Annotated in this window: 16 protein-coding genes and 5 tRNA genes; 8 read left to right on the top strand and 13 right to left on the bottom strand. The window is 73.0% G+C overall.

Translation table 11 applies throughout. The features are described 5' to 3' along the window. Positions 1–146 precede the first annotated feature (146 nt). Positions 147–704, top strand: coding sequence for a CGNR zinc finger domain-containing protein (locus tag ACFUN8_RS26720; protein ID WP_383642557.1), 558 nt, complete (start codon positions 147–149; stop codon positions 702–704). 3 nt (positions 705–707) lie between these two features. Here ACFUN8_RS26720 and ACFUN8_RS26725 read toward each other — a convergent pair whose 3' ends face one another. Beyond that, positions 708–860 carry a hypothetical protein gene (locus tag ACFUN8_RS26725; RefSeq protein WP_382569990.1) on the bottom strand — a complete coding sequence of 51 codons (153 nt, stop codon included), beginning with the start codon at positions 858–860 and terminating at the stop codon, positions 708–710. Positions 861–987: 127 nt separating this feature from the next. Next, a complete protein-coding gene (locus tag ACFUN8_RS26730; RefSeq protein ID WP_383642560.1) occupies positions 988–1,449 on the bottom strand; it encodes a hypothetical protein in 462 nt (153 codons plus the stop codon). Between the two features lie 205 nt (positions 1,450–1,654). On the opposite strand from ACFUN8_RS26730, the gene ACFUN8_RS26735 reads away from it, so the two are divergent. Continuing rightward, the gene (locus ACFUN8_RS26735; RefSeq protein WP_383642563.1) at positions 1,655–2,167 is read left to right on the top strand and encodes a DsbA family protein; all 513 of its coding nucleotides are present in this window, start codon (positions 1,655–1,657) and stop codon (positions 2,165–2,167) included. A gap of 36 nt (positions 2,168–2,203) precedes the next feature. Here ACFUN8_RS26735 and ACFUN8_RS26740 read toward each other — a convergent pair whose 3' ends face one another. From ACFUN8_RS26740 to ACFUN8_RS26750, 3 genes are read right to left on the bottom strand one after another with little or no spacing between them, the layout of a single operon-like run. Further along, entirely contained in the window at positions 2,204–3,043 is an 840-nt protein-coding gene (locus ACFUN8_RS26740; RefSeq protein WP_383642565.1) for a GNAT family N-acetyltransferase, read from the bottom strand. A 41-nt stretch (positions 3,044–3,084) separates the two neighbouring features. Next, positions 3,085–3,906 (bottom strand): aminotransferase class IV, encoded by an 822-nt coding sequence (locus ACFUN8_RS26745; RefSeq protein ID WP_383642568.1) that lies wholly within the window; start codon positions 3,904–3,906, stop codon positions 3,085–3,087. Beyond that, the gene (locus tag ACFUN8_RS26750; RefSeq protein ID WP_383642571.1) at positions 3,903–4,961 is read right to left on the bottom strand and encodes a chorismate-binding protein; all 1,059 of its coding nucleotides are present in this window, start codon (positions 4,959–4,961) and stop codon (positions 3,903–3,905) included. The genes ACFUN8_RS26745 and ACFUN8_RS26750 overlap by 4 nt, the downstream gene beginning before the upstream one ends. A gap of 179 nt (positions 4,962–5,140) precedes the next feature. Here ACFUN8_RS26750 and ACFUN8_RS26755 point away from each other — a divergent pair. The 5 genes from ACFUN8_RS26755 to ACFUN8_RS26775 all read left to right on the top strand — a co-directional run bounded on the left by ACFUN8_RS26755 (position 5,141) and on the right by ACFUN8_RS26775 (position 5,583). Further along, positions 5,141–5,213, top strand: a tRNA-Gly gene (locus tag ACFUN8_RS26755). A gap of 36 nt (positions 5,214–5,249) precedes the next feature. After that, a tRNA-Cys gene (locus ACFUN8_RS26760) sits at positions 5,250–5,323 on the top strand. 1 nt (position 5,324) lies between these two features. Further along, a tRNA-Val gene (locus ACFUN8_RS26765) sits at positions 5,325–5,396 on the top strand. 20 nt (positions 5,397–5,416) lie between these two features. Next, positions 5,417–5,488, top strand: a tRNA-Val gene (locus ACFUN8_RS26770). Between the two features lie 23 nt (positions 5,489–5,511). Further along, positions 5,512–5,583 (top strand) — tRNA-Val (locus ACFUN8_RS26775). Positions 5,584–5,637: 54 nt separating this feature from the next. On the opposite strand, the gene ACFUN8_RS26780 is transcribed toward ACFUN8_RS26775, so the two are convergent. The 4 genes from ACFUN8_RS26780 to ACFUN8_RS26795 form a co-directional block, all read right to left on the bottom strand. Then, on the bottom strand, positions 5,638–5,955 hold the full coding sequence (locus tag ACFUN8_RS26780) for a zf-TFIIB domain-containing protein (protein ID WP_382570008.1): 318 nt from the start codon (positions 5,953–5,955) through the stop codon (positions 5,638–5,640). A 68-nt stretch (positions 5,956–6,023) separates the two neighbouring features. Beyond that, positions 6,024–7,040 (bottom strand): phosphotransferase family protein, encoded by a 1,017-nt coding sequence (locus tag ACFUN8_RS26785; RefSeq protein ID WP_383642575.1) that lies wholly within the window; start codon positions 7,038–7,040, stop codon positions 6,024–6,026. A 269-nt stretch (positions 7,041–7,309) separates the two neighbouring features. Then, positions 7,310–7,516 (bottom strand): hypothetical protein, encoded by a 207-nt coding sequence (locus ACFUN8_RS26790; protein WP_382570012.1) that lies wholly within the window; start codon positions 7,514–7,516, stop codon positions 7,310–7,312. Positions 7,517–7,704: 188 nt separating this feature from the next. Then, entirely contained in the window at positions 7,705–7,962 is a 258-nt protein-coding gene (locus ACFUN8_RS26795; RefSeq protein WP_078494403.1) for a hypothetical protein, read from the bottom strand. A 205-nt stretch (positions 7,963–8,167) separates the two neighbouring features. On the opposite strand from ACFUN8_RS26795, the gene ACFUN8_RS26800 reads away from it, so the two are divergent. After that, a complete protein-coding gene (locus ACFUN8_RS26800; RefSeq protein ID WP_383642624.1) occupies positions 8,168–9,448 on the top strand; it encodes a protein kinase in 1,281 nt (426 codons plus the stop codon). Between the two features lie 6 nt (positions 9,449–9,454). On the opposite strand, the gene ACFUN8_RS26805 is transcribed toward ACFUN8_RS26800, so the two are convergent. The 4 genes from ACFUN8_RS26805 to cbiE form a co-directional block, all read right to left on the bottom strand. After that, positions 9,455–10,276, bottom strand: coding sequence for a TrmH family RNA methyltransferase (locus tag ACFUN8_RS26805; RefSeq protein WP_383642578.1), 822 nt, complete (start codon positions 10,274–10,276; stop codon positions 9,455–9,457). Continuing rightward, the gene (cobA, locus tag ACFUN8_RS26810; protein ID WP_383642581.1) at positions 10,269–11,510 is read right to left on the bottom strand and encodes a uroporphyrinogen-III C-methyltransferase; all 1,242 of its coding nucleotides are present in this window, start codon (positions 11,508–11,510) and stop codon (positions 10,269–10,271) included. The genes ACFUN8_RS26805 and cobA overlap by 8 nt, the downstream gene beginning before the upstream one ends. A 270-nt stretch (positions 11,511–11,780) precedes the next feature. After that, positions 11,781–15,212 (bottom strand): nicotinate-nucleotide--dimethylbenzimidazole phosphoribosyltransferase, encoded by a 3,432-nt coding sequence (gene cobT / locus ACFUN8_RS26815; protein ID WP_383642583.1) that lies wholly within the window; start codon positions 15,210–15,212, stop codon positions 11,781–11,783. A gap of 336 nt (positions 15,213–15,548) precedes the next feature. Continuing rightward, complete coding sequence (cbiE, locus tag ACFUN8_RS26820) at positions 15,549–16,769, bottom strand: precorrin-6y C5,15-methyltransferase (decarboxylating) subunit CbiE (RefSeq protein ID WP_383642586.1); 1,221 nt, start codon at positions 16,767–16,769, stop codon at positions 15,549–15,551. Between the last annotated feature and the right edge of the window lie 92 nt (positions 16,770–16,861).

Genomic DNA, 16,861 nt, shown 5'->3' on the forward strand with positions numbered 1-16,861 from the left:
CGGCATGGCTCCGCCATGCCTCCCTCCTCCGCCTTGCGATCGCACGCACCAGACCCCGCTCCCTTATCCGGCCTGATCGGCAAGACACCCCCTAGGATCTGCGGAACCCGGCGGGCACCGGTCCGCAGCAGGCCAGGGAGCGAATCGTGCAGATCCCCCACGACACCCGCAACGCCCTTGAGACCGTCGTCAGTCTCGTGAACACGATCCCCGAGGCCGACGGCGCGGACGGGATTCCCGATGTGGAGGCCCTGTACGGCTTCGCACAGGCCCACCGCGTGAGTGGTGTGGGCGACCTCGGGCCCCGCGATCTGCGGGCCGTACAGGCCGTACGTGCGCGCTTCGCCGAGGTGTTCGCCGCGCCCGGTCCCCGTGAGGCCTCGGAGCTGCTGAACGATCTGGTGGCCGCCGCCGGGACGACCCCGCAGCTGACGGACCACGACGGCTACGACTGGCATGTGCACTATTTCGCGCCGGACGCGTCGATGGCCGACCATCTCGCCGCCGACTGCGGTATGGCACTGGCGTTCATCGTGGTGGCGGGCGAACAGGAACGGCTGAGGCGCTGCGAGGCGCCGGACTGCGGGCACGCCTTCGTCGACCTGTCGCGCAACCGCTCCCGCCGTTACTGCGACAGCCGCACCTGCGGCAACAGGCTGCATGTGGCCGCCTACCGGGCGCGCCGCAAGGAAGCGGCCGACTGAGCGTCACAGCAGGAACAGATCATGGACCGCCGCCATCAGCAGCAGGGTGCCGATCACCGCCAGGAAGATCATCAAGGGCGGCTGGGAGAGCGCGAAGAGGCAACCGCGCGGCTCTTCGGTGGGTGCGGGGGTTTGACCCCGTGAGGTATCGAGCATCGCGGGGTGATCATGACGCAGCGGGCGGTCCGCCGAACAACCAACACGCGTCCCGGCCAGGCGAGTTCGTCAGATTCACGGCAAACGTCCACCCCCTGAGACGGACGGGCCTCCGGGAGGCTCCCGGTCAGATGCCGTGCTTCTTGAGGATGGCCTCGACATCGCTGAAATCGTCGCCGGAATCCTTGCCTGCGGGCTTCTTCGCCTTGGCCGCCTTCGGCTGCGCGACGGGGGCCGCGGACGCGCCGAGCGAGGGGGCGGAGGCGGTGGGCGCGACCGCGTCGCGCTGCGCGGCCTTGGCCGCCGCCCGGCGTTCCTTACGGGTCCCGACGCCCGCGCGCCGCTCCACCATCCGTGTCGTCATGAAGAGCAGCCACGAGAATCCGAGGAGCCCGACACCCAGCCAGGCGGTCGGGCTGAACGCCTTGTCGGCGAGCCACTGGACCACGCCGGTCATCACGAGCGCCACCGGCACCAGCGAGTAGGCGGCGATCCTGGTCGCCGCCAGGAAACGCTTGCGGTACGCGGTGACCGCCGCGATCCCGAGGCCGGCAGCGGACACCGCGGAACAAATGGTCTCGGCAATCATCCGGTCCTCCAGGCGTGGCGCCGTCGTCGGTCGTGGGCACTCTCGTCGAGCGTGTCGGTGTTCGCCGACATGTCGACCCTTCCATCCTGCACCTCCCGGCGGGGTGGAGGCCACGGTCCGGGGGGACCTCAGGGAGATCTCCGGGGTTCGCCTCCTCCCCAGGTCCCGGTCGGGAGCGGCCCCGGCGACCTGGAAGACTGAACACATGAGTGACTTCCCCACCACCGGCCCCGTCGTGCTCGACGTCTGGTGCGAGCTGCAGTGCGTCGACTGCCACACCGCCCTGGCGGACCTGCGCGCGCTGCGGGCGCGCTACGGCGACCGGCTGGACGTACGGCTGCGGCACTTCCCCCTGGACAAGCACCGGCACTCCTTCGCCGCCGCCCAGGCGGCCGAGGAAGCGGTGGAGCAGGGCCAGGGCTGGCCGTACGCGGAGGCCGTCCTGGCCCGCCACGCGGAGCTGGACGCCCGGGGCGAGCCGCTGCTGATCGAGGTCGCCCGCCAACTGGGCCTGGACGAGGAAGAGTTCGACACCGCGCTGATCGACGGCCGGCACACCCTGATCGTCGACGCCGACCAGGCGGAGGGCAAGGCGATCGGTGTGACCGGCACCCCCACGTATGTCATCGGCGGCGAACGGCTCGACGGCGGCAAGAGCCAGGAGGGGCTGCGCGAACGCGTCGAGGAGATCGCCGACCGGCTGCTCGCGGAGGGCTGACCGCCGAACGACCGCGGCCCGGCCGGGCCGCGGTGCTCAGAGAAGCGGTTTGAAGACGTTGCGGTGCGTCGTCGCGTAACCGAGGGATTCGTAGAGGCCGATCGCCGGGGCGTTGCCCGCGAAGACGTGCAGGCCCAGCACGTCCGTACCCGCGCCGAGGCCGATCCGCTCGGCGTGCAGCATCAGCGCTCGGCCGTAGCCCTTGCCGCGCTGGTCCTCCAGCACCTGCACGTCGTACACGAAAGCGCCGACGACGCCGGGCGCGATCTCCCTGGTGCCCACCCACACATGGCCGACGACGGCCCCGTCGTGGACCAGGACCTCGATCCACGTGTCCGGGGTGGCCAGGCCGGCGGGAAGGTTTTCGAGGCGGCCGGACTCCGCCTTGGCGCGGGCCTGGTCCGGCGGCAGGCCCCGGTCGATCCAGCTCTGCCGGAAGCCGTCGAGCGCGTGCGCCTCCCAGACCTCGTACTCCGACTCGTCCATCGGTCTGCCGACGAGTCCGGGCGCCGGGGCCGGGGGCCGAGGGGCGAGGTCCTTCAGCATGTTCCTGCTGCGCTCGGTGTAGCCGAGGGTCTCCAGCAGCGGCAGCACTCCTCCGGCCCCGGCGGGGACGGAGGCGATCACCTGGCCGCAGCCCCAGCCGCGCAGGACCTCCTCGGCGGCCAGCGCGGCGATCGTGCCACGGCCGCGGCGCCGGTTCGCCTCGTCGATCCGCAGTTGGCGCAGGACACCCGCCGGGGTGCCGAAGGCGCCGTCCATGCCGAGTTCGATCACGCCCACGGGGCGGCTGTTGTCGCACACGTCGTAGCTGCGCGACTTCATGCCGTCGTCGGTCTGCTGAAGCGGCGCGGTCGGCCGCAGAGTCGTGGTCATCAGGGGAGTTGTACCCATCTCGCGGCCACGCGTCATCAGGTTTACGGATCGAGGTCGGCCGCCGCGCGCTCGTCGAAGACCCGCATGGCCTTGGCCGTGACCGGACCGGGGGCGCCGGGCAGTTCACGGCCGTCGACGCGGTGGACCGCCTGCACGTCGCGCAGCGAGGACGTCAGGAAGATCTCGTCGGCCCGGTCGAGCACGTCGAACGGCAGCCGGGTCTCGTGGGCTCCGGCCCACTCCACCGTGAGCGCCCGGGTGATACCGGCCAGGCAGCCCGAGGAGACGGGCGGGGTGTGGAGCTGTCCGTCCAGTACGACGAAGACGTTGGAGCCCGTGCCCTCGCACAGATCCCCCACCGTGTTGGCGAACAGGGCCTCGGAGGCGTCCTGTTCACGGGCACGGGCGAGGGCGACGACGTTCTCGGCGTACGACGTGGTCTTGAGCCCGGTCAGCGCGCCACGCTCGTTGCGGGTCCAGGGGACGGTGATCGCGGCGGTGGTGTCGGGCCGGCGCTTCGTCTCGCCGACGGCCACGACCAGCGTCGGGCCGGCGTCGCCGCGGTCCGAGCCGAGCGGCGACAGACCGCCGGTGTACGTGATCCGCAGCCGGCCCATCTCCACCGGGTTGGCGTCCAGGACGGCGGCGCACGCGGCGCGCACCTCGTCGTGGTCGGGGTCGGGCAGTCCGAGACCGCGCGCCGAGCGGGTCAGCCGGTCCAGATGCCGGGTGAGGGCGAAGGTCCGTCCCCGGACGGACTTCACCGTCTCGAAGATTCCGTCGCCCACGGTCAGCCCGTGGTCGAGCACGGACACCTGCGCGGCGTCGGCCGCCCGCAGTCCGCCGTTGACCCAGATCATCATCCAGCCGTCCTTCCCGTCGCCTCGTACACTCCCGACGCTACCGCCAGCAGCCGCGACGCCTTGAGTTCGGTCTCCTGCCACTCGCGCTCGGGATCGGATCCCCAGGTGATGCCCGCGCCGGTGCCGAAGCGCAGGACGGGCCCACGCGGCGGGTCGCGTTCGATCCAGAACGTCCTTATCCCGACGGCCAGTTCGGCGGTGCCACGGTCGGCGTCCACCCAGCCGACGGCGCCGCAGTACGGCCCGCGGGGCGCGGTCTCCAGCTCCTCGATGATCCTCAGCGCGCTGGATTTCGGCGCGCCGGTGACCGATCCGGGCGGGAATGTCGCGGCCAGCAGCTCCGGCCAGCCCGCGCCGTCGGCGAGTTCGCCGCGCACCCGCGACACGAGATGGACGAGTCCGGGGTGGGGCTCGACGGCGCAGAGGGCGGGGACAGTCACGGATCCGGTGGCGCAGACGCGGCCGAGGTCGTTACGGACGAGGTCCACGATCATCACGTTCTCGGCGTGGTCCTTCTCCAGCAGATCGTCGGCGGTCCGGCCGGTGCCCTTGATGGGGCCGGACTCCACGGTGCGGCCGGTACGCCGCAGGTACAGCTCCGGCGACGCGGTGGCGATCTCCACGCCGTGGGCGGGCAGCCGGATCGTGCCGGCGTACGGGGCGGGGTTGCCGCGCGCCAGGAGGGCGGTCAGCGCGTCGACGTCGGCGGCGTCCGGGTCGGGCAGCGGCGCCGTCAGGACGCGGCAGAGGTTGGCCTGGTAGACCTCGCCGGCCGCGATGAGTTCACGTACGCGCCGTACGCCCGAGACGTACGCGGCCCGGTCGAGCGACGTCGCCCAGTCGCCCGCCGCGGGGCCCCGCCACCGCCCGGGCACAGGGGCGGGCACCGGCTCGCGGCGTACGTCGCCGAAGCGGGCGCAGGTGAGACGCCCCTCGAAGTCCATGGCCACGGCCCAGAAGCCGACGGAGTCGAGGGCTTCCGGGTCACGGGTGACATCGCGCAGATCGGTGGCGACGAGATCACCGAAGCGGGCCAGCGGAGGGAGGTTGTACACGGTGCCGAGTCTAGGGCGGGTGACGAGACGCACCGCGAACGTGTCGCGACGGCGCCGTGGAGGTGCCGCAGCGTGAACGCACGGCAGCACGCTGCACAAACGCGTTTTTGTACTGGCCCCGTAATCCGCTAGAGTTCACCACGTCGCCGGACCGCGCAGGATGGCCCGGGAAACGGCACGCGGACGTAGCTCAGTTGGTAGAGCGCAACCTTGCCAAGGTTGAGGTCGCCAGTTCGAACCTGGTCGTCCGCTCGAGTGGGGGGATCAATTCCCGTCCCCCGTACTCCTGGTGGAGTGGCCGAGAGGCGAGGCAACGGCCTGCAAAGCCGTCTACACGGGTTCAAATCCCGTCTCCACCTCCAAGGACGATTAGCTCAGCGGGAGAGCGCTTCCCTGACACGGAAGAGGTCACTGGTTCAATCCCAGTATCGTCCACTGGATCCACTTGGATTCCCGCGCGATTAGCTCAGCGGGAGAGCGCTTCCCTGACACGGAAGAGGTCACTGGTTCAATCCCAGTATCGCGCACGCAGTACACGCGGGGTCACCCTGCGCGATTAGCTCAGCGGGAGAGCGCTTCCCTGACACGGAAGAGGTCACTGGTTCAATCCCAGTATCGCGCACCGTCCGAAGCCCCCGGCCTTGTGGCCGGGGGCTTCGTCGTGTGCGGGGCCGGTTCAGGAGGAGAAAAGCATCCGGCCGAAGCCCTTCTGACGGTGGCCACCGTGGTGACCGCCGTGGTGACCGCCGTGCGGCGCGCCCCACGCGGGAGCCGGCGCCGCCTGCGCGGGATAGCCGGGAGCCCCCTGGGCGGGGTAGCCACCGGGGGCCGCGGGCGGGGGCGGGGCCTGCTGCCCCCACTGCGCCTCGAGGCGGGTGAGGGACTCCAGCTCGCCGTAGTCGAGGAAGATCCCCCGGCAACCGCTGCACTGCTCTATCTGGACACCGTTGCGGTTGTACGTGTGCATCGCTGCATGACACTTGGGGCACTGCATGGGTCGGGTCAGCTCCTCGCCGTTCGGTCGGCATCGCCGGAATGCCTCCCGGCGACGGTCGGTTCACCTTACGACGAGGGTCCGGCCGCCAACTTCGCCGGGAGTGCGGCAATTCGGGCACAGGTCTCGATCATCGTCTCCTCCACCTCGTCCGGTTCACGGCCCTGCTCGGTCGACTTGGCGACGGCCAGGGCCGCCGTCTGGACGGTGAGGGCGCGGGCGGCGACATCGAGCCGGGGCCAGGGGTCGCCGTCGGCCGGTACGGCGGGACCGCCCGCCGAGCGGTAGGCGCCGAGGAACCGGTGCCACTCCTCGGGGGCCAGCAGTCCGGCGGCGTACCAGGCCGCGGGGCGGGCCAAGTCCCAGGCGGCGTCGCCGAGTCCGAGGTCGTCCACGTCGATCAGCAGCCACGGGCCGTCCGGTACGGGATGCCTCACGAGCTGCCCGAGGTGGAGGTCCCCGTGGCACAGCAGCCCGCCGGCGGGTGCGGGCACCTCGTCCCTGGCCCAGGCGGGCAGGCCGGCCCAGGCGCGTTCCACGTCGGGGGCGGCCGGGTGGCGCCCGGCGGCCCGCATCCGGGCGAGGGCCCGGGCGGCCTTGAGCGGGCCGCGCATGGGGGGAACGGCCGGCGGCGCGAGGGCGGCGGGCGGTACGGCGTGCAGCCGCGCCAGCAGGGTCGCCGCCGCTTCCCAGGGCGCGTCGTCGGGGCGGTCGGGGTCGACGGGGGTGCCGTACGGCCAGGCGGTGACGGGCCGGCCCTCGACGTGCGGGGCGGAGGTCGGGTTCGTGGCCGTGGTCGCCGGGAGCGGGGGCAGCAGGATGCCGGCGAGCAGCGGATGCGCGGCGACGGAGAGCCGGGCGCGGTGTCCGGCCGGGTCGGTGGCGGGCGCGTGGGCCTTGGCGACCGCGGCCCCGTGTCGTACGACCACACCGTCGGACCGGTCGGCGAGCACGGTCTCGTCGCGTCCGCAGGCGCGGCAGGGAGATCCCGCGGTCGGGTCGGCGGCCTCCGGGTGGGCGGCGCGACGGGCGGCGGCGGTGAGTGCGCGTACGACGGCCGTGGTGGTGGAGGCGGATGCGGTCACGGTGGTGTCCCCCGGTGCGGTGTGTTCCCGCCGGGAGCCTACGCGGGCTTCGTATGGCGCGTAGGTCTCGTCACTCTCGTAGCTCTCGTAAGCCTGGTGAATGAGGTGCGCCTGCTGGATGAGGGACTGAAACGGGTCCGGACAGCGCGATGGCCGGTCAGCTCCCCAGCTGACCGGCCAAACGCTGCCGTCCGCCGCACCCCCGTCCCCACGGGGTTGTTGGCCGGATGTCTGTGGTTCGGGCCGCTCTCCCGAACCTGGGGCGCCGCTCAGCGCCCCAGCATCACGCCCACGGACGACGCTTGTGTGACCACTGCTTCCCAGCCGCCGAATACGACGACCAGCAGGGCCGCGAGAGGGAGAACCATGGCTGTCGCCACCAGGGGGTGGCGCGAACCGGAATTCCGCCCGCCGAACGCGTCGAATGCCCTGCGTCCCTGCGTGCGGATCATCGCTCGCGATGCCGTGTCGGCCATGGTCCTTCTCCTGTCGTGTCTGGCAGCGGCGAGTGTCTGACCTCGGGGGACGAGTGCTGCACCCGCCGCTTGACAACAACATTAGGTAGGCGCCGCGCCCGGGTCGTCATGCCCGCGTACCGATTGCCGGGCCTCCCGGAGGATGACCGGTACCCCCTGCGCGTACTCCCCTGGGTGGAGAGGGGGGCCTAAGCCTGCGGGTCTTCCCGGAGGGGACGCTCGGAGAGGTCCTCCCTGGGCACCGGTTGTTCGACCAGAGCGAGCACCCGGGTGGCCATGAAGCGCGCCGTACGCACCACGGAACCGTTGCGGGTGACTTCACTCACTTCCACCACTCCTCGACGCACCGCCGTCTCCACCCGGCGGCCTGCCCGACTTGCCACGACTTCGTACGTACGTGTCGTGTCACCCGCGTCCACCACTATCTCCACGCGGTCACCCTTCATTGATCCAATCCCCCTTCTGCGACGGACCATTGAGATCTCGCACGGGCCTGAGGACCTTGGATCCGCGGTCCCCTGACCACCCCTCAAGTTTCTCACCCGGCACTGACAATCGATCCGTTCCGGAGGGCGCGGCCTATGAGCGCCCCGGGGCGCGGGTACGTAAGCTGTGCCACGTCACACGGACGACCGGGCAGCGGGGATGGACATGGCGATGATGCGGCTCCGGCGCGAGGACCCGCGTGTCGTCGGTTCGTTCAGAATTCACCGGCGGCTGGGCCAGGGCGGCATGGGGGTCGTCTACCTGGGTTCCGACCGGCGTGGCCAGCGGGTCGCGCTGAAGGTGATCAGGCCCGACCTCGCCGAGGACCAGGAGTTCCGCTCCCGGTTCGCCCGCGAGGTCTCGGCGGCCCGGCGGATCCGCGGGGGCTGTACGGCCCGGCTGGTGGCCGCCGATCTCGACGCGGACCGGCCGTGGTTCGCCACCCAGTACGTACCCGGGCCCTCGCTGCACGACAAGGTCGCCGAGGACGGGCCGCTGTCCGCCGCCGAGGTCGCCTCCGTAGGAGCCGCGCTCTCCGAGGGTCTCCTCGCGGTGCACGAGGCCGGGGTCGTCCATCGCGATCTGAAGCCGTCGAACATCCTGCTCTCCCCCAAGGGCCCGCGCATCATCGACTTCGGGATCGCCTGGGCGACCGGGGCGAGCACGCTCACACACGTCGGTACGGCGGTGGGGTCGCCCGGCTTCCTCGCGCCCGAGCAGGTGCGCGGCGCGGCGGTGACCCCGTCGACCGACGTCTTCGCGCTCGGCGCGACGCTGGCGTACGCCGCGACGGCCGACTCGCCCTTCGGGCACGGCAGTTCGGAAGTCATGCTCTACCGGGTGGTGCACGAGGAGGCGCAGCTGTACGGGGTGCCGGACGCGCTGGCGCCGCTGGTGCGGGCCTGTCTGGCGAAGGACCCCGAGGAGCGGCCGAGCACGCTCCAGCTGTCGATGCGGCTCAAGGAGATCGCGGCGCGGGAGGCCCAGGGGCTGCCGGACGGCCGGCCGCCGGCGCAGCGGGAGCGAAGCGGGCAGGACGTGCCGACGGGCCGGATTCCGGAGCGTACGGCGCGGATGCCGCAGCGGACCGAGCGCACGGAGCGGCCGGAGCGGATCGAGCGGCAGGAGCGGACGGACCGCCCCGAGCGGTCGGAACGGTCCACACAGGGGCGTACGGCGGGCGGGCACGACTCCCGTGCGCACGGCTCGCGTGGTTCGGCGCCGCGCACGGGCGGCGGGCGTCCACCGAGGCCCCGCGAGGGCTCCTCCCGTACCGGCTCACGTACCGGCGGCCGGCAGGGCACCAGGCCCGGGGCGCGTACGACGTCGGGTGGCCGCGGCGGACGCAGGCCGGCCAATCCCCGGCTGCTGCGCCAGCGGCTGATCGTCTTCGTGGTGGTGACGCTGGTGGTCGCGCTGGGGATCGCGGCGGCGCAGCAGTTGTAGGCCGGATCAGCCTCGGGGCCGCGTCATGTAGAAGGCGACGGCCGAGGTGGCGGCCACGTTGAGGGAGTCCACCCCGGCGTCCATCGGGATGCTCACCCGCAGGTCGGCGGCGGCGAGCGCGCCGGCCGTCAGTCCGTCGCCCTCCGTACCGAAGAGGAGCGCGAGCCTGTCGTGACGCCGCTCGGCGAGTTCGTCGAGGGTGATCGACTTCTCGTCCAGACAGAGGGCGGCGGTGACGAATCCCGCCTCGCTCAGCAGGCCCGCGTCGTGCGGCCAGGAGTCCAGCCGGGTCCAGGGGACCTGGAGGACGGCGCCCATCGAGACCTTCACGGCCCGCCGGTAGAGCGGGTCGGCGCAGCGCGGGGTGAGGAGCACCGCGTCGACGCCGAGCGCCGCCGCGTTACGGAAGGCGGCCCCGAGGTTGGCGTGGTCGACCATGTCCTCGAAGACGACGGCGCGGCGTGCCGTGCGCAGGAGATCGGCGGGGGGCGGCAGGGGCTTGCGGTGCATGGAGGCGAGCGCGCCGCGGTGGACGTGGTAGCCGGTGACGCGTTCGGCCAGGTCCGGTGCCACTTGGTAGACGGGTGCGGTGGTCTCGTCGATGACGTCGCGCATGACGTCGGTCCACTTGGCCGTCAGGAGCATGGAGCGCATCTCGTAACCGGCCGCCACGGCGCGGCGGATGACCTTCTCGCCCTCGGCGATGAACAAGCCTTCGGCGGGCTCGCGGCGGCGGCGCAGTTCGACGTCGGTGAGGTCGGTGTAGTCGGCGAGGCGGGGGTCGGCGGAGCCGTCGGGGGACGCTTCGACGGTGACGGTCTCAGCCACGGCCGGTCCCGCCGCCGGTGCCCCGGTCGGGGCCGACCGAGACCACGTCGCCGATGACGATGACGGCCGGGGGCCGTACGTCCTGCGCGCCGACGGCCTCGGCGGCCGTTTCGAGTGTCGCGTCGACGCGGCGCTGGGTCGCCGTGGTGCCTTCCTGGATCAGCGCCACGGGGGTGGACGGCGACTTGCCGTGGGCGATGAGGGTCAGGGCGATGGTGCCGATCTTGTCGACGGCCATCAGCAGGACGAGTGTGCCGCGCAGCCGGGCGAGCGCCGGCCAGTCGACCAGGGAGCGCGGGTCGTCGGGGGCGACATGGCCGCTGACCACCGTGAACTCGTGTGCCACGCCCCGGTGGGTGACGGGGATGCCCGCCGCGCCCGGGACGCTGATGGAGCTGGAGATGCCGGGGACGACGGTGCAGGCGATGCCCGCGTCGGCGAGTGCCTGGGCCTCCTCCATGCCACGGCCGAAGACGAAGGGGTCGCCGCCCTTGAGCCGTACGACGGCCTTGCCCGCCTTGGCGTGCTCGATCAGCGCGTTGTTGATCGCCTCCTGGGCCATGTAGCGGCCGTACGGGATCTTCGCCGCGTCGATCACCTCGACGTGCGGCGGGAGTTCGTCGAGGAGGTCGCGCGGGCCGAGGCGGTCGGCGATGACGACGTCGGCCTCGGCGAGGAGGCGCCGGCCCCGGACGGTGATCAGCTCGGGATCGCCGGGGCCGCCGCCGACGAGGGCGACGCCGGGGGTCCGGGTGCGGTGGCGGGGGGCGGCGAGGGTGCCGTCGCGCAGGCCCTCGACGATGGCGTCACGTACGCCGGCGGAGCGGCGCGGGTCGCGCCCGGTGAGGACCGCGACGGTGACGCCCTCGCTGCGGCCGGTGGCCGGGGTCCAGGCGGTGGCGGCCCCGGCGTCGTCGCTCCGTACGCACCAGGTCCTGTTCCGCTCGGCCTCGGCGGAGGCACGGGTGTTCGCCTCGGTGTCGCTGGAGGCGACCAGGACGTACCAGGCGTCGCTCAGGTCTCCGTCGGCGTACGGGCGGCGTTCCCAGCGCAGTTCGCCGGCGTCGGCCATGGCTTCGACGGACGGGGTCGCGGACGGTGACACGAGCAGGATGTCGGCGCCGGTCGCGATGAGTGCCGACAGGCGGCGCTGGGCGACCTGCCCTCCCCCGATGACGACGACGCGGCGCCCGGCCAGGCGGAGGCCGACGGGGTAGGCGGGGTGCTCGGCCATGCGCTGCGGCTCCTCTGGGGTGGTGCGGGGTGGTGAAGGGGCTGGTGGGAAGCGGTTCCAGCTTAGGGGTGGGGGTGGCCCGGGGTGGCCGGGGGCCGGGCTTTCCCCTACCCGCCCCTTCCCGAAACCGGGGCTGCGCCCCGGGCCCCGTACGGCCTTCGGCCGTGCCCTCAAACGCCGGGCGGGCTGGATTTCGGGGCTCCGCCCCGGACCCCGCTTCTCAAACGCCGGAGCGGCTGGATGGTGCTGCGCACGAGGGGCGGGTTGCGGCTACTTCTCCGTGACTCCCGCCGAGTCGAACGTCGCCACCTCGTGCATCGCCCGTGCCGCGCTCTGGACCACCGGGAGGGCCAGCAGGGCGCCCGTGCCCTCGCCCAGTCGCAGGTCCAGGTCGACCAGGGGGCGCAGGCCCAGCTTGTTGAGCGCGGCCACATGGCCCGGTTCGGCGCTGCGGTGGCCCGCGATGCAGGCGGCCAGTGCCTCGGGGGCGATGGCGCGTGCGACGAGGGCCGCCGCTCCCGCGCTCACGCCGTCGAGGATGACCGGCGTACGCAGCGACGCGCCGCCCAGCAGGAAGCCGACGAGCGCCGCCTGCTCCAGGCCGCCGAAGGCCGCGAGGACGCCGATGGGGTCGGCGGGGTCGGGGCGGTGGAGTTCGAGGCCGCGTCGGACGACGTCGATCTTGCGCGCGTGCGTCTCGTCGTTGATGCCTGTGCCGCGTCCGGTGACCTCGGCCGGGTCCAGGTCCGTGTAGACCGAGATCAGCGCCGCGCAGGCGGTGGTGTTGGCGATGCCCATCTCGCCGGTGAGCAGGCCCTTGTTGCCTGCCGCCACCAGATCGCGGGCGGTCTCGATGCCGACGTCGATCGCGGCCAGCACCTCTTCGCGGGTCAGCGCGGGGCCGGTCGTGAAGTCGGCCGTGCCCGAGCGGACCTTACGGGGCAACAGGCCGGGTGTGGCGGGCAGTTCGCTCGCGACGCCGACGTCGATCACACAGACCTCGGCGCCGACCTGGTTCGCGAAGGCGTTGCAGACGGCGCCGCCGCCGAGGAAGTTGGCGACCATCTGCGCCGTCACCTCCTGGGGCCAGTGGGTGACGCCCTGCGCGTGCACGCCGTGGTCACCCGCGAAGACCGCGACGGCGGCGGGCTCCGGGATCGGCGGCGGGCACATCCGGGACAGACCGCTGAGCTGCGCGGAGATGATCTCCAGCATGCCGAGCGCCCCGGCGGGCTTCGTCATCCGCTTCTGCCGCTCCCACGCCTCGCCGAGGGCCTTGGCGTCGAGCGGGCGGATGCCGGCGATGGTCTCCTTGAGGAGGTCGTGCGGCTCCTCACCGGGCAGAGCCCGGCGGCCGTACGTCTCCTCGTGGACGACCCAGGAGAGCGGGCGGCGCTTGGACCAGCCCGCCTGCGTCAGTTCGGGCTCCTCCGGGAACTCGTCGACGTACCCGACGCAGAGATACGCCACGACGTCCAGGTGTTCGGGGAGGCCGAGCGCGCGGACCATCTCGCGCTCGTCGAAGAAGCTGACCCAGCCGACGCCGAGTCCTTCGGCGCGGGCGGCGAGCCACAGGTTCTCGACGGCGAGGGCGGAGGAGTACGGCGCCATCTGCGGCTGCGTGTGGCGGCCGAGGGTGTGCCTGCCGCCGCGCGTGGGGTCGGCGGTGACGACGATGTTCACCGGGGTGTCGAGGATGGCCTCGATCTTCAGTTCCTTGAACTGCTTGGCCCGGCCCTTGGGGAGCGACTTGGCGAAGGCGTCGCGCTGGCGCTGGGCCAGTTCGTGCATGGTCTGCCGGGTCTCGGCGGAACGGATGACGACGAAGTCCCAGGGCTGCGAGTGGCCGACGCTGGGGGCGGTGTGCGCGGCTTCGAGGACGCGCAGCAGCACCTCGTGCGGGATCGGGTCGGAGCGGAAGCCGTTGCGGATGTCGCGGCGTTCGCGCATGACGCGGAGAACGGCCTCGCGCTCGGCGTCGTCGTAGCCGGGGGCGGGGGGTGACGCGTCGTCGGCGACGGCCGGGGGCACGGGCTCGGCGTCGGGCACGGGAGTTGGGGCCGCGACGGGGACCGCTGTGGCCACCGGCTCGGGTGCCGGGGCCGGTGCGGGCTCCGGTGCCGGCTCCGGGGCGGGCGCCTCCACCGCCGCGACCGGTACGGGCTCCGGTTCGGGCGTGGGCGCGGGCGCGGGTTCCCCCGGTGCGGCCTCCGGCTCGGGCCGGGTCTCGGCGGTCGGCGACGGCTCGGCGGGGGCAGGGGCCGGCGGGGCGGGGGCCGCGCCGGGCAGCGCTATCGGCTCGCGCGTCTCCTCGGCCTCGGCCGGCTCGACGACCGGGGACTCGGCCACGACGACGGGGTCGGGGACCGGTTCGGGGACGGGCTCGGGCGCGGGCTCCGCCACAAGCTCCTCGGCCACCGGCTCGGGAGTCGGTTCGGGGGTCGGCTCGGGAGTCGGCTCGGCGACCACGTCGAGCACCGGTTCGGGCCCAGGCTCCGGCTCGGGCTCCGGCGCGACTTCCTGAACCGGCACAGGCTCCGGCTCCACCACCGGCTCCGGGGCGAACTCCGGTCCGGCATCCGGGACGACCGTTTCTGCGGAAGGCTCGGGGACGGCTTCCTCCGCCACCACCTGCGGTTCGGCGACCGCGACCGCGGCCTCCGCCACCGGCGTCTCGGACTGCGGCGGCAGCGAGGCCCACGGGTCCGCGCCCTGCACGGGAATCGCACCGAGCTGCGGCCCCGGCAGCACCTCGGCCTCCTCGCGCGGGATGTCCAGATACTCGGGCCCGGCCGTCGGCGGCCCCTGGGCCCGTACGCGTACGGGGTGCGGCGGCGTGCTCGTAGGACCACGGTCGGCGAGTGAACGCACCACGCCACCCGTGGAGTCGGGCATCGGGGGGCCCATGTGCAGCGGCCGGCGCGCGGGGGGCGGCGTCGGTGTGGGCGTGGCGGTCGGGACCCGTACGGCCCCGAGGTCGACCGAGCCCGAGTCGCGGCCACCGGTTTCGTGCGCGCCCGGTTCGGTCACGGGCGCCGCCGCGGGCGCGGGCGCTTCCGCCGTCTGCGGCGCCGGGGCTTCGGCAGCCTCCCGGACGGCCTCCTGGGCCAACTCCGGGGCCGGTTGCGCCACGGCCTCCGGAACCTGGGGCTCCACCGGGGCCGCCACCGGCGCGTACGTCTCCGGCGCCACCGCGAACTCGGCCTGCCGCGCCGCGGACTGCGGCGGCTGCACCTGCATATGGGCCAGGTCCGGCGCCGGATACTCCGGCAGGCCCTCGGGGCCGGGCACCGGCTGGAACTCCGGCGGCGTCTGGGGCTGGTACGACACCTCACCGTGCCCGAGCGGATCGGGCTGCGGCACAGGGGCCGGTCCCGGCTCCGGCTGCGAGTACGTCGCGAGCTGCGACTGCGCCTGCTGCGGCGCGAATTCGGCCTGCCCCAACTGCTGCGGGAGCTGCGCGGCGGCAACGGGCTCGGGCACGGCATGAGTCACGGGCGTGAACGGCTCGGCCGGAGGCGCCGGCTGCGGATCGCCCCACGCGCCCTGTGAACTCGGCATCAGCAGAAGGTCGTCGTCCTCGGGAGCACTCTCGGAGGGGCCCAGGTAGGCGTAGGAGCCGGCAGCGGGGTCGCCCGGCTGCTCCACCATGCCTGCGTTCTCCGGCTGTCCCTCGTCCGGGACCTGGCCGGTGTCAGTCATGCGTACCCCTCGCCCATTGGTTGTGCTCCTTCGGCCCTTCGACCGGGGCGCCCGATCCGGCGGCGCGTCCGGCGCCCGTCAGTGTCAACGAGCGTGGGCGCCGCGCGGCACGAATCGAGCCGCGACCCTCACGCATTCTCGCGGCCCTTCGCGGCCGACACACGGTGATCCGCGGCAGCCTTCTGTGGGCTGCGCCACGTTGCGCGTCCCCCGGTGCAGCCGTACCACATGAGGGTCCAAAACGACCCCCTTTTCCGGACATTGACGAACGAAGCGACGAACGTACGGCTGCGGTACAACGATCGGTCAGCCTACCCCGCGCCTCCGACAACGGGGTCAGGGGGCGCGGTCCGGCCGGTTGCCCGAGACCAGGAAAACCACGGAGCGTTCACGCTCCGACCACGCTCCGGTGTCCATCTCGACGGACTGGAGCAGGACGCATTCCACCACGTAACCACCCTCGCGGAGCGCGCCGCAGATGGCCTCGGCCTCGTCCCGCGTCGCCGCGTGGGTCACGATGCGCGCGGGCCTGCGGTCGGCGCAGGCGATGACGACGTCCACTCCCCCGCCGCCGATGCGTACGACATCGGGCTCGGGCAGATTCTCCAGCACGTGGGGCGCACGGCCTTCCACGACTTCCAGTTGTACGCCGGCGCGTCGGGCGGCGGCGGCCGTGCTCGCGCACGCCCCCGGTTCTGAGTCGACGGCGATCACGGCCGCGCCGAAGCGCCCCGCCTCGGCGGCGAGTGCGCCGCTGCCGGAGCCGATGTCCCAGACGAGATCGCCGGTACGGGCGCCGAGCCTGGCGAGTTGGGCCGCGCGCAGCCAGGTCGACTCGCCCTCGTCGAGGTCGATGCCGTACTCCTCGGAGGGCAGCGCCCAACCCCGTACGGCCGGTGGGTACTCGGGCTCGTGGGCCGCGATCCAGCCGCCGGTGCGGGCGGGCGCGGTGCCGATGCCGCCGACGACGATCACGACGTTGGGGTCGCGCCAGACGTGGTCGGCGGCCTTGTCGGAGGTGAGGACGGTGACCTGTTCGCGGTCGGTGCCCAGTTCCTCGCAGATGACGAAGGTGCGGTGAACTCCCTGCAGGAGCAGGGCGAGTTCGGCGGGTCCGGCGCCCGGGGAGGTGAGGACGGCGACCTTCGTGTGCGCCCGGATCACGTTGACGGCGCGACGCAGTGTGCGCTGCTGGGCGACGACCACCTGCGCGTCGTCCCAGGGCATTCCGGCGCGGGCGAAGGCGGTGGCCACGGCGGAGACGGCGGGGACGACTTCGACCTCGAGGCCGTGCTCGGGGGCGCGCAGGGTGCGTACGACGCCGAAGAAACCCGGGTCGCCGTCGGCGAGTACGACGGCGCTGCCGCGGTGTCCGGCGATCCTGCGGGCGGCGAGGTCGACGCTGCCGAGGCGGATGCGTTCGGCGTCCGGCGGTATCTCCGGGAGGGCGAGATGGTGGGCGGCGCCGGCCACCAGGCTGGCCGCGGCGAGGGCGGACGTGGCCGCGGGCGCGAGGGGCGAGCCGTCCCAGCCGATCACCGTGACGCGGTCGGCCATCGTCGTCAGTCTCCCCAGAGGTCGTCAGTTGGTCTGTTCGCGGGTTGCTGTGTCGCTGGTCGTTTCGGCGCAGGCCGGAGCGGCGGCGGATC

The organism is Streptomyces sp. NPDC057307 (assembly GCF_042667665.1).
In the GTDB taxonomy this organism is placed as follows: Bacteria; Actinomycetota; Actinomycetes; order Streptomycetales; family Streptomycetaceae; genus Streptomyces.